The following is an 11,594-nucleotide window of genomic DNA, read 5'->3' on the forward strand; positions in this document are numbered from 1 at the left end:
TCGTCGTGGATGTGTCCGGCCGCGGTGGCGAGCTGTTCGGGGTCGGCGAGTTCGGTCAGTCCGTGGACGGCGGCGTCCATCCGGTCGGGGGAGTCCATGCCGACACCCAGGTGACCATTTGCTCTTCGAGGCGCACGTGGGTGCCGACGTGGTCGACCGGGCCCTGCTCGTACAGTTGGGTGATCGGTTCGGCCCGCAGGCGTTTGCCGAGTTTCGCTGCGACTTCGAGGACTCTGGGCATGAGCTGTCCGGCGGTGGTGCCATCGCGGCGCAGCTGCTCCCACGCCTGTGACAGCACCTGACGGGCCATGTCGCCGCCGTAGTTGGACTCGACGACGATCGCGTCGGCTTTCATGGACAGGGCGAGGCGGCACGCGGTGAGGCCCCAGTCGTTGGCGCCCATGGACGCGGAGCGGTCCTCGAGGATGTACAGGTGTCCGTCGAAGCCGCGGGCGGCGCCGATGATGCCGGTCTCGTCGCCGACTGCGGACTCTCCGCCGGCGGGGTCGACGGCGACGATGACGCGGGCCATGTCCAGGCCGCCGAACTCGGCGGTGGTGATGCGATGGTCGGTGATCCAGGCGCGCTGCCACACGTCGCCCTCCGGGGGGCGCGGCTTTTGCTGGTACAGGGCGGCCCACACGCGTTCGCCGACGCGGCGGCGGGTGACCGCGTGATGTTCGGCGTCGAAGCGTTCGGGCCACAGCGGCTCGCCGGCCTCGCGGCCGAGGGGGTCGTCGGGTGAGTCGGCGAGCGCAGGCAGGTCGATGACGTGCCACTCGTTCGCCTGTGCGTCGGCGAGGATGCGCCCGGCGAGGTCGTCTTCGTTCCACCTCGTCTGGATGACGCAGATGGCGCCGTCGGGTTCGAGGCGGGTCTGCAGCACCGACTGCCACCACTCCCACGTTTTGCGGCGCATGCTCGGGGAGTCGGCGGAGGCCATGTCCTGCACGGGGTCGTTGACGAGGGCGATGGTGGCGCCCTTGCCGGTGAGGCTGCCGCCGATGCCCGCTGCGACGAGGCCGCCCTGGTGCCCGGCGATGTCGAAGCGCATCGCGGCCCTGGAGGAGGGATTGAGATGGATGCCGAGGTCGTCGCCCCACGTTTCGATGGCGTCGCGGATCCAGCGGGAGTGTTCCTCGGCGAGGTCACCGGAGTAGGAGACGATCATCACGCGGCGGTCGGGGTGCTGGCGCAGGTACCACAGGGGTGCCCAGCGTGAGGCGCGGCGTGACTTGCCGTGCCGCCGCGGCATGGTGATCACGACGCGGTCGGCGCGGCCTTCGGCCATGTCGATCCACGCCTGGTCGATGAGGTGGAGTTGGCGGGCCTGCATTTCGCGGCGTTCGGTGAGGACGGCGGCCAGCGCGCCGGGAGAGGCCTCCGTGGCGATGGAGCGTTTGATGCGGGCGAGCTGGACGCGCAGCTCCGGGGAGGCCTTCGCGGCCATGGCGCGGCGCACCGCTGGCGGCTTGGAGCGGTAGGCGGCCAGCAGCTTGGCTTCCCGCTCGCTGCTACTCGTCGGAGCCATGCGCTGCCTCCTCCGATATGCCGATGAGGGCTTCGAGTTCGTCGAGCGCGACGGCGGTCAGCTCGCTGCCCGTGGCGGGCGGGGTGACGATCTCGGTCTTGGAGGGCTTGTCGAGGCCGTTCATGCGGGCGCGGCGTTCCATGATGCGAAGGGCCCGGTCGATGGCGGGCAGGTCGCCGTCCTTGACGGCTTGGCGGTAGGCGACGAAGAACAGGCGGTCCAGGCGCAGGTTTTCCACCGCGCGCAGCTCGTCGGCTTTCTCGTCCTGCTCGGTGGTGCGCTCCTTCAGGGCGAGGCGCACGTCTTTGCAGGCGGCGTTGATGAGCTGGTCGTCGCTGGGTGGCTCCAGGCCCTTGTTGTACCGGTCGATGCCGTAGCCCTGCGGGTAGGCGATGCGGTCGGAGTTGATGGCCGGGTCGGCGGCGAGTTTCCGGCCGACGGTGAGCCAGTCCACGCCGGCCAGGCGTAGGTCGATGGCGTCCGCTCGGCGCTGCGCGATGGCGGCGCGCGCGGCCTTGTCGGGGCGTCCCACCGCGTGGTCCTCTCGCTGATGCGCGCCCCCACGCCACGGAACATGATGGCACTGATGGCGCTCTTGGATATTCCCCACCCGGTGCTCACGGATTCCCCAGACCTGCTCACCTTCGCTCCCCAGCGGAAGTGCGTGATCTGGCGCTGGACTCCACAGCCCGGATTCGCTGACGGTCAGCGCGGACCGTGTGTCAAGGTTTTGTGATGACCATGGTGACGGTAGGGCGCTTTTTGCCGCAGAGGGCAACTCCTGACGATCTTGCGGCCTGGTGTGCCGTTTTCAGCGATGGCCACGGCGAACTGTCGGGCAGTTCGGTCCAGCCGTCTGTGCTCGCCGAGCGGCTTCTTGTTGAGGACTCCTCCGCGATGCGCTGGGCCGCGCGCAGCGGCCTGGCGAGCAGCAGGGTCGCAGGGGTCGCGGAGTTGAGACCACAGCTGCATATGCCGGGTGCCGGTTTTCTCCGCCTATTCGTGGCACCATCAGCCCGCCGCGGCGGTATCGGCTCTGCCCTGCTCTCAAGTGTGATGCAAAGCGCCGCCGCAGCCGGGATGGAGCGGGTGCAGGCGACGGTGCTGGCTGGCCCGCCTGGAGAGCCTTTTGCCCGTACGCTCCCCAATCTGCGAGTGGCGCTGCGCCTGGAACTTCAGGAGCAGCGGTTGGACCAGGAGCTGGTGTTGCGCCGTTGCCGGGAGCTGGCGGCGGATCCGCTTCCGGGCTATCGGCTGGCGCATTGGAACGGGGCTGCTCCCGAACCGCTGGTCGCCTCCTTCGGACGGGCGATGGGTCATGTGCTGGATGCCCCTGGGGCCGCGCTGCAGATGGCGCCCCGGGCCTGGAATACCGCGGCGGTGCGGGCGTGGGAGGCGAAAATGACCGCGGGTAGCGCGTGGCTGATGGTCTGCGCGGCCGTGCACCTGGCCTCCGGCCAAGCCGTCGCCGCCACGGTGGCCACCGTCCCGCAGAGTGGTGGTCCAGTGGCCGACCAACACGACACCGTGGTCGTTCCCGAGCACCGGCACCGGGGGCTGGCCCGCGGGGTCAAGGCCGCGCAGGCACTCCGGATCCACGAACGCTTCCCCGGGGTGCGTGCCGCCACTTCGACCGTCAGTCAAGAGAACCTGCAGATGAAGGCCGTGAATCGGGCGGTCGGCTACCACCTGATTCACGAAAGGCTGCTGGTGGAAGCGCCCCTGGCTTCCTGCTGAGGGCTGCCAGCCGGCGAATACGGGCCCTCGTTCAACTCGCAACCGAGTGAGGGACGACGGGCCACCCTGGGGATTTTCGGGGCTCTGTCCGCAGTTCCGTGAACTCTGGCCGGACCGGACGGTGAGGTCTTCCGTAGTCGAGGATCGTTGCCTGGTTGGCCGATCAGTCCGGGTAGAGAGCGGCGATCCGCGGCAGTCGGGCAGCGATCCTGCCGTGGTCGTCGAAGTCGAAGTTCCAGGCCGGATCGAGATCGGGGTAGTTGATGGTGAAGGCGTTTCCGGGGAGTTCTGTACCGGTCGCCGTCTCGTAGGCGTCCCAGGGGATGCTTGATTCGCGACAGTCCCTGCATACCTGGCTGCGACGCTTCCGCGAGGGCGGACGGGCTGGGTTGAAGGACCGGTCCCGTCGGCCGCACAGCTCACCGGCCAGGCTCCGCAAACACCCCGAGTTCGGGTCATCACCCCACTCGAAACCGGGATCCGACTGCAACACGACTTCGCCCCCGCAGCGTAAGCAATCGCTGTCCAAGATCGCGGGGGAACTTCAGCACAACGGAAGGGGCGACGCCGGAATCCTCCGGTGCCGCCCCTTCCGGCTGTCTGTCTACGTGCTCAGGAGCCCGACATGGCGTCCCCGAACATGGGGTCGTCCCCCGATTTCCCGATGCCCACGGACGACGCACCGAAGCTCACCGCGCCGGTGGCCGTGACGCCTCCGGTGGAGCCGCGCAGGACCCATACGGCACCGTCGTCGCTGTTCTCGCCGCCCGCGCCCACCGACAGATCGGCGCGGCCGTCCTTGTTGTGGTCGGCGAGGTGGATGGCGTCGCCGAACATGTCCGACGACTCGTTGGCGCCCGGGACACCCGAGGTGCCCTGGTTGAAGGACTGGGCGCCGGTCCCCGTCAGGCCGGAGGCGCCGCCGCGCAGCACCCAGACGTTGCCGGCGTCGTTGCCGGAGCCGATGGACTCGAAGGGGGCGCCGACGGCGAGGTCCGGGTAGCCGTCGCCGTTGACGTCGCCCGCTGCGAGCGTGTTGCCGAACAGGTCCCACGACTCGTCCGCCCCCGGCACGCCCTCGGTGGCCTGGCTGAAGACGCCGGTGCGGGCGGTGTCGACGCCGGCCGCGGCGCCGTAGTGCACGGTGACGTAGCCGCCGAGCGCCGTCTGGTCCCCGATGGGGTCATCGTCGGTGCCGATGACGAGGTCGTCGTGGCCGTCCTTGTCGAAGTCGGCCGCGGTGAGCGAGGCGGGGCTGTCGTCGCTCACCTGGGTCTGCAGGGTGAGTCCGGCCGAGGAGCCCCGGTAGACGAAGGTGCCGGCGAAGGAGCCCACCACCACGTCGTCCGCGCCGTCGTTGTCGAAGTCCCCGGCGGCCAGATCGACGGCGCCGTTCGGGTATGCGCCGGACTCGATTTGCGCGTCGAAGCGTAGCTTCCCGGCCGCGCCGCCGGACTTGGTGAAGCCGCCCTTGAAGATCCACACGTCCTTGCCGGTGGAACCGACCGCCAGGTCGGCCTTCCCGTCACCGGTGAAGTCACCGACCGCGAGGGACTGGCCGAACCGGTCGTGGCCCGACGCGTTCGGGTCGCTGATCGTCGTGCCGCCTGACAGGCCGGACGAGCCGCCCCACAGGATCGTGACCGAACCGCCGTCGACATCGCCGCTGACGTCCTCCAGCGGTGTGCCCACGACGAGATCGCCGTAGCCGTCTCTGTTGAGGTCGCCGTGCGCGAGTTCGGTGCCGAAGCGGTCGGAGGTCTCCGAGGCGCCTGGCACGCCGGAGGAACTCTGCGATGTGGTCTTGTGGCGCGCGGCGCTGATACCGCTCGACGAGCCGTAGTTGACGACCACGGCGCCCGCCTTCGCCTTCCCACCCGCAACAGCACCCGGGGCGCCGATCGCCAGATCGCGGTAGCCATCACCGTTGAAGTCGTCGGCGAGGCCCGACGCGGCGGCACTCGCGCCGTCGGGCAGGGTGATGAGCAGGCCACCGGCCAGGGCGGCCGCGACGGCGGTGGCGCCAAGGACGACGGGACGCCGGGAGCGCTTGTGATGAGGCCGGGACATGGGTTCCTCTCCAGGACATACGTGCGGGCTACACAGATCTGACCTCTGGTGAGCCTGAAGGGTTGCACGGGAAAGGGGAGGGTTTGATGCTAACGACGTGGCGCACGGTAACGATCGGGACACTTCCGGGGCATGAAGTAGGCCGCGCGGCTCGGGTGTTGTTGTGACGCAATACCTGGGCCGCACGGCTTTGTCCAAGCGCATCTCTACTGGCCTCGCTCCGCGGCGCCTTGGGAAACTCGTCGCAGGGCTGGCCGACTCCTGGTTGGCCGCGGAGGAGGGCCAGCTGCGTAAACGCCGAGGTCACGACCGTCGGCGCGCGCCAGGGGCCGGCCCGGGCCATGAGCTGGTGTTCGTCGACCGGGTAATCGTCACGCTGGCCGTGCTGCGTTTCCAACTTCCCCACGCGGCCCTGGCCGAGCTGTACCGGAGACCTCCATCAGGGCCGACTTCCCGCCGATGCCGGATCCGATCGGCACGGCCGTGTCCACGAGCTCGCGCAGGGCGCGCTCACTGCACAAGGCCAGGGATGTGGAGACGGCACTATGGGCGGTCAGACGCGCACCGCGCGACATGTCAGGGCACTTCACTGTGGCCTTCACCTGGGTGCCGACCTCGATTCTGCAATAGCTAGTGGGCAGCGCCTGTGTGCGGCCAGCGTCTACATGATGCCCTTCCAGCGCCATGGAGGTGGGGCCGTGCGGCCTCGGAGGCAGTCGACACGGTACTGCGCCTCTGCCTGCCACTGCGGACGCGTCGCAGCGTGCTGGGCCGCGTAGGTAGTCATGCGCAACTCGCGGGCGCCTGCGAGGAGTTCGTAGCCTTCCCACCGCGTCACGTCCGAGCCGTATGCGGCGCAGAACTCGGCGTACTCGGCCTCTGTCACCGCGCTGGTCGTGGTCATCTTCACCGTGGTGGAGACAAGATCCCACTCCGGCGGCCCGACCGAGGCCCGCTCGAAGTCGAGCAAGACCGGGCCCTCTGCGGTGCGCACGACGTTGCCGACCCACGCGTCGCCGTGCACGATGCACTCGGGCAGGCCCTGGGGGCGGTGCTCCCACTGCTCCCGGAGCTGGGCATGCCGATGTCGCAGCCAGGCGCGGTCATCCTCCGACAGTGAGGTGGCTGCTTCGATCCGCTCGGCCACGCGCACGAACGGGTCCAGGTGGTCGAGCGGCAGATTCGGGATCGGCAAGGGATGGAGCTGTTTGAGGAGCGTGACGACGTCCATGACGGTGCCGGCCTCGTGCGGGGGTAGCTCGACCCAGAACGTTACGGGGCGGCCCTTGGCTTCGACCGGCTGCTCGACTGGCAGCGCGCGTACGGCCGGCACCCCGTTGTCTGCAAGCCACCGCGCGACATGGACTTCACGGACCGCAGCCTTCCACTGGCCGGCGCGCGCTATCCGTACGATCACTTGCTGGCCGGGGAGGCGCCATATTTCGTTCTCGGCGATGCGAACCGGCTCGGCGGCCGCCGCGTCCAATCCCGCTCAGGACCGAGTGGGAAGGGTCCGCCGAGATGGTCATGTCTGCAAGGTAGCGGTGATCCGCTCGCGCAGGTACAACGCTTCCTCCATTCTGCGGTGCCGGCTGGCGAACCGTCCGAGTTCTTTGAGATCGTCAGCGGCACGTCGCGAAGTGAGGCGGCCGGCGTCGTCGAGGGCCTTGTGACCGATCGTCGTGGCTTTGGTGGGGATCACCTTTCGCCATCAGGAGGCTGGCCCACTTGGTGTGGGAGATGGCGCGTGAGCGTGCGAAGTCATCGCTGTGTCCGGCAACCGCGATCTCGAAGCGGCGACTTGCCTGGCCTGGGTCCTGCTCTGCATGGATGGCCAGGTCGAAAAGGGCGTGCGCAGTGTCGCCGTGATGTTGTGCCGCGTCGTAGTAGGCCATCGATGGTGGGTCTTCGCGCGGGTTTGACTGGGCGAAGGCGTCGTCGGCTGCGCCCACCGCGGCGAGTGTGTTTTGCACGTCGTGCATCTTTCCGAACGCTCGGGCGCGCGCACTGTGCAGCATGGCCTGGTTCGTCGGGGTGAGCCGGTCGGAGCGTACGAGCCCCTTCTCGGCGTGGGTGAGGGCGGTATCCGGATCACCAAGCCAGATGGCCTGTCGTGCGAGGAAGCTGAACGTCTTGGCCCGCAGCCACCAGTCGCCGGCCTCCTCCGCGCACTCGGAGGCAATCTTGAAGGCAACCCGCGCGTCGTCGTGTGCGTACGCGTCGAATTGGGAGGCGCCAACAACAATGCCCAATCGGGCTACGGCGGCGTGAAGTTGGAGGCGCAGCGGCTCCGGGCAGGGAACGGCCAGCAGTCCCACAGCCCACTGCATGGACCGGCTTGCGATCACTCCGACAAGGCCTCCTCCACCATGGGCGTTGTCCGCGCGGTGGATGTCGTCGGCCACGCTCATGATCTGCGCAATGTCTCTTTGGCTGATGCGCTTCGGAGGCCGTGGAGGATCTGCGGGCGCAACGAGGGAGGCAAGGTCTATCGGGGCGAAGGCGGCCAGACTGCTGGCCGCTAGGAAGGCGCGACGGTCCACGGGCGCAGTGCTCCCGAGCGATGGGGCCCGCCGGGTCCTCAAACATTTCTATGCCCTGCTGGCTTTAGTTCCGGTGGAAGCCATCAGCTTGATCACCAGCGTGGCCTTCACGGGCTACGTTTCTACGCCCTGCCGGGCTTTAGTTCGACGGAAGGCCCGTGAAAGACATCCTGCATCCCCCGTGCCTGGTGTTTCCATGCCCTGCGGGCTTTCAGTTCCTGCGGAACGGACTACGCGCTCTTCCTCGCTGATCTCTCGTTTCTATGCCCTGCAGGCTTGAGTTCCTGCGGAACCCGACCAGCGGCAGAACGATGTGCTGGCAGCCGTCCTGTTTCTATGCCCTGCGGGCTTTCAGTTCTTGCGGAACGCTCCCCTTCGAGCAGGGGTTCAACCCGTACCTCAGCATGTTTCTATGCCCTGCGGGCTTCGCGTCAGCGGAAATGCTTCCCGCCGTACGAGGGTGCTGACCTGCATTGATGGTGCCCGATGCGCGAGGAGCGCCACACCGGATCACCAGAACTGTGACGCACGCCACTCTCCGGCGGGCTCGTTGTCCCTGAGCTGCGGAAACGGCTCGCGCGGGAATCGCCTCGGGGAGGCCTCCTGAGCAGAGGGCGGTTACGGGCCTCCGGGGATGGGCTCCGATGCCTCATGGGGTCGCCCCTTCAGCCATAGTGCCGGACCCGCGTACGTCTGCTGTCGCTTGCGGGCCGCCCTCGCCGCGGCTCAGATGCTGAGCCGGTGGACCGCGCTGCGCGCGAGCAGGCCCACCAGACACGACGCATCTGTAGCCAATGCCCGGCTTAGGAGCTTGTGGGCTACTCCAGGCCGACGTTCAAGCACCCCAGACCATGCGTCGTCTGGGCGCCGACACCTGACACAGCGGCAAACAGCGACAGTCCGGCGAACAGACCTGCCACAGCCTCCGCGTACGACCCGACCAGGGCGAATGCCGCATCCCCCGTGAATCCGATACGGTACCCGGCGCCGAGACTGATCGGGCAGGACGCGATGTCATGCGCGGAGAGGGCGACCGAGGACAACAGCGCCTTCTCCTGGGCCTCGTCGATCTGCGCGTACGGCGGCGCGAAGAGGTTCCAGCGGCGGATGAGGCCGCCGTACAGGAGCGCCGGATCCGGCAGCGGGTGCCAGCGGCCGTTGCGGGAGAAGTACGTCGCGGACACGAAGCGCATCACGACGCGCCGGGCGCCCGGAACCTGGCACAGAACCGGGTACGGCGTGAACTCCTCCTCCGCGCCCGCCACCGTGAAGAACTGGGCCCCCAGGCGCACTCGCAGGCCGGTCAGCGCCACCAGGTCGGGGCGCGGGCTGTCCTGGAGCCAGCCGAGACGCAGGATGGCACGGCCGGTCCGGTCGGCCGCCAACAGCGGCGAGACCGAGTACGGCTTGTGCTGGGCGTGATGATCCGCCCCCGCACCCTCCAGGAGCGTGGCCGTCAGGCCGTGGAGCTGAGCCGGAGTCACGGCGCGCTCCACGGACGGTCGCTCGGCGCGAAGCGTGAGCGTCCAACGAGCGGGCATCAGCCGATTCCTCCTGCGGCGCCGCGGACGAACGCGCGGCACCCCACCGGGTTGCCGTCGGCGTCGCGTATGAGCTGTGCCGGGACGAGCAGGTCACCACGCTCCGGCAACGCATCAGCCACGACCCTGGATACGACGTACCAGGTCCCCGGTTCCGGTTCCGGCAGGTCCAACACCGCGCCATAGCCAAGGCGAAGGACCGGCACAGGGCGGCCGTTCACCTCGAGTCGGCTCTCCTCCCGCACATGCTCGGTGCGCCTGGCCGGAGGCCCGGCGACGAACAGCTCGCCGTCCGGCGTGAGCACACGGATCGGATGCGGGGTGAGGTTGACCAGGCACCCCGTGAGGGACGGTCTCATCGCGCCCAAGGCCCTACGCGCGCACGAAGGTGACCGGGGCGGCGCCTGGCACTTCGAGCAGCTCCCACCTGCGCCTGAGGACTGCCTCCGGCAACGGCCCTGCCTGACGGTAGTCCGGACTCCAGGTGACGGGACGACGAACCACCGGCATGACGACCTCAGCGATGCCTGGTCCACTGGAGCCGTCCGGCCGAGCCTCCTGCTCACTGTCGCCCCTGGCGCCTCCGTCAGCCTCGCTCGTGCGCAGCACGGCCACATACGCCGCCTCGCCGTCGAAGCGCACCCGCACGCACCGGTCAACCGCCCAGCCCCACAGGTGGGTCGCCCCGACGGGCAAGACGTCAGGTGGGGCATCGGCGACATGGATGCCGTCCAGGTCGGTCCAGGTGCACTGGCAGCCCTCAAGCAGGGCGCTCGCCTGCGTCCACACCAGGCGTCCGTGGCCATACAGACGGGCGGCTTCGGTCTCAGACATCCGACTGGTCTCGGTCATCCGACGGCCTCCTGCACAAGGTCGAGATGGGCTGCGAGGACCGCCATGGCCTCGGTTCGCTCCGCTTCCAGCGCGGCGGCATCCGCGTCCACACGGCGCAGCGTGCCGTAGCCGCGCGTCGTTCCACCGCCTATGCCGAAGGCGCCGGCGTGCAGATCGTGAAGGGCAAGCCGCAGGGCGGCGCGGACGGCCGGGTGCACCTCCCCGTCCTCGTACACCTCCAGGGTCAGGCGGCCGGTCTCGGCGACCTCCTCGGCGAAGAGCAGACCGTCGCCCGCACCGCCGAAGACCCGGTCGAGGGCGACGTGGTTGCGTACCTCGACGCGGGCATCGGTCAGCGGCGAGTCGCCGAACCGCAGCCGGGACCGCAAGCCCACGGATTCCGCTTTGCCTTGCGCCTCGCCCTGGCCGTCGCCGCTCCAGCCGAACGACGTGCACACCATGCAGTGGCCGCAGGTGTCCGGCCCTCCATCGCAGACGGCCAGGCCCAGCGACCCGAGGATGAACTCGCAGCGGCTGCGCAGCAGGCCCTTCCACGTGGTGCCTGGCACGTAGGGGCGGCCCTGGTGGTCACGCAGGAGCGGCGCGGGTTCCGCCGCCCTGTCTTCGTCTGCTCGCCTGGGCTCCGAGGCCTTGGTGACGCCCGAACCGATGTGCAGGGCGTCGACGATCTCCCACTCCGTGCGGATCGCCGAAGAGCGGGGAGTCGGATCGGGGTCGAGGGCGCGGGTGCCGGTGAAGAGCTCGGGCCCGCCACGGGTGAGCCAGATGCGGCGCCCTTCCCTGGTGTCCAGGTCGATGGTGTCGTAGTGGATCGCGATCGTGCGTGTAGTGCCGTGGCCGGTGCTGCGGCCGCCGCCGATCAGCGGCTCCCAGCTGCGCAGGGCCGCGAGTACGGCGTCGTGGTGGGCGGCCCCGTCGACGCGCAGCTGGCACAGGATTCGGGTGCCGGGAGGGAGGTATTCGCCGGTGCGCAGGGTCGTGGCGCGTGCGGCCGCACGGTGGCGGTCCACTGCCGTCTGCGTGCGGTAGGCGAGTCCGCTGTCGGGCAGGCGTAGTTCGGTGCCGAGAAAACGCACGACCGACGGCCGTCCCTGCGCTTCCTCCTCGTCGGGATCCTCCTCGCCCATGAGTGTCTTGCCGGCTTCTTCTCCCAGGTGGGCGCGGAGGGAGCCAGCCAGGGATGTGGGTGGGATCCACGGATTGCCCCAGCCGTCGCGCGCCACCGGTTGTGCGAGTGTCGAGCCGGGCTCCTTGCGCTCCGGGGCGCCCACGGCCGCGTAACCGATCAGCTCGAACTCGACCTGGGCGAACAGCATG

General features: G+C 69.1%; 12 protein-coding genes. 2 read left to right on the forward strand and 10 right to left on the reverse strand.

The features are described from left to right. Positions 1-55 precede the first annotated feature (55 nt). Both ABT009_RS30205 and ABT009_RS30210 read right to left on the reverse strand, forming a co-directional pair. A complete protein-coding gene (locus ABT009_RS30205) occupies positions 56-1,531 on the reverse strand; it encodes a terminase large subunit domain-containing protein (protein WP_351301842.1) in 1,476 nt (491 codons plus the stop codon). Next, entirely contained in the window at positions 1,515-2,063 is a 549-nt protein-coding gene (locus tag ABT009_RS30210; RefSeq protein WP_351301845.1) for a hypothetical protein, read from the reverse strand. The genes ABT009_RS30205 and ABT009_RS30210 overlap by 17 nt, the downstream gene beginning before the upstream one ends. Positions 2,064-2,266: 203 nt before the next feature. Here ABT009_RS30210 and ABT009_RS30215 point away from each other — a divergent pair, with 203 nt between their 5' ends. Further along, positions 2,267-3,268, forward strand: a complete 1,002-nt coding sequence (locus ABT009_RS30215; protein WP_351301848.1) for a GNAT family N-acetyltransferase — start codon at positions 2,267-2,269, stop codon at positions 3,266-3,268. A gap of 163 nt (positions 3,269-3,431) precedes the next feature. Here the strand turns inward: ABT009_RS30215 and ABT009_RS47490 are convergent, their stop codons facing one another. Then, positions 3,432-3,707: a hypothetical protein gene (locus tag ABT009_RS47490; protein WP_502989990.1), complete on the reverse strand. Its 276-nt coding sequence runs from the start codon at positions 3,705-3,707 to the stop codon at positions 3,432-3,434. Here ABT009_RS47490 and ABT009_RS47495 point away from each other — a divergent pair. Further along, on the forward strand, positions 3,592-3,978 hold the full coding sequence (locus ABT009_RS47495) for a helix-turn-helix domain-containing protein (protein ID WP_502989986.1): 387 nt from the start codon (positions 3,592-3,594) through the stop codon (positions 3,976-3,978). The two genes, ABT009_RS47490 and ABT009_RS47495, sit on opposite strands and share 116 nt — an antisense overlap. On the opposite strand, the gene ABT009_RS30225 is transcribed toward ABT009_RS47495, so the two are convergent. The 7 genes from ABT009_RS30225 to ABT009_RS30260 form a co-directional block, all read right to left on the reverse strand. Further along, entirely contained in the window at positions 3,881-5,338 is a 1,458-nt protein-coding gene (locus tag ABT009_RS30225) for an FG-GAP-like repeat-containing protein (RefSeq protein ID WP_351301851.1), read from the reverse strand. The genes ABT009_RS47495 and ABT009_RS30225 overlap by 98 nt on opposite strands. A 661-nt stretch (positions 5,339-5,999) precedes the next feature. Next, complete coding sequence (locus ABT009_RS30235) at positions 6,000-6,824, reverse strand: aminoglycoside phosphotransferase family protein (RefSeq protein ID WP_351301854.1); 825 nt, start codon at positions 6,822-6,824, stop codon at positions 6,000-6,002. A gap of 136 nt (positions 6,825-6,960) precedes the next feature. Beyond that, positions 6,961-7,881 (reverse strand): NsdA family TPR-like regulatory protein, encoded by a 921-nt coding sequence (locus ABT009_RS30240; RefSeq protein WP_502989987.1) that lies wholly within the window; start codon positions 7,879-7,881, stop codon positions 6,961-6,963. 818 nt (positions 7,882-8,699) lie between these two features. Beyond that, complete coding sequence (gene cas6, locus ABT009_RS30245) at positions 8,700-9,422, reverse strand: CRISPR system precrRNA processing endoribonuclease RAMP protein Cas6 (protein WP_351301860.1); 723 nt, start codon at positions 9,420-9,422, stop codon at positions 8,700-8,702. Further along, positions 9,422-9,781, reverse strand: a complete 360-nt coding sequence (locus ABT009_RS30250; protein ID WP_351301863.1) for a hypothetical protein — start codon at positions 9,779-9,781, stop codon at positions 9,422-9,424. Before ABT009_RS30250 ends, cas6 begins: the two co-directional genes overlap by 1 nt. A gap of 13 nt (positions 9,782-9,794) precedes the next feature. Next, positions 9,795-10,274, reverse strand: coding sequence for a hypothetical protein (locus ABT009_RS30255; RefSeq protein ID WP_351301866.1), 480 nt, complete (start codon positions 10,272-10,274; stop codon positions 9,795-9,797). Then, positions 10,271-11,593: an RAMP superfamily CRISPR-associated protein gene (locus tag ABT009_RS30260; protein ID WP_351302112.1), complete on the reverse strand. Its 1,323-nt coding sequence runs from the start codon at positions 11,591-11,593 to the stop codon at positions 10,271-10,273. Before ABT009_RS30260 ends, ABT009_RS30255 begins: the two co-directional genes overlap by 4 nt. Position 11,594: the final 1 nt, after the last annotated feature.

This window comes from Streptomyces sp. NPDC002896 (assembly GCF_040295225.1).
Classification (GTDB): domain Bacteria; phylum Actinomycetota; class Actinomycetes; order Streptomycetales; family Streptomycetaceae; genus Streptomyces.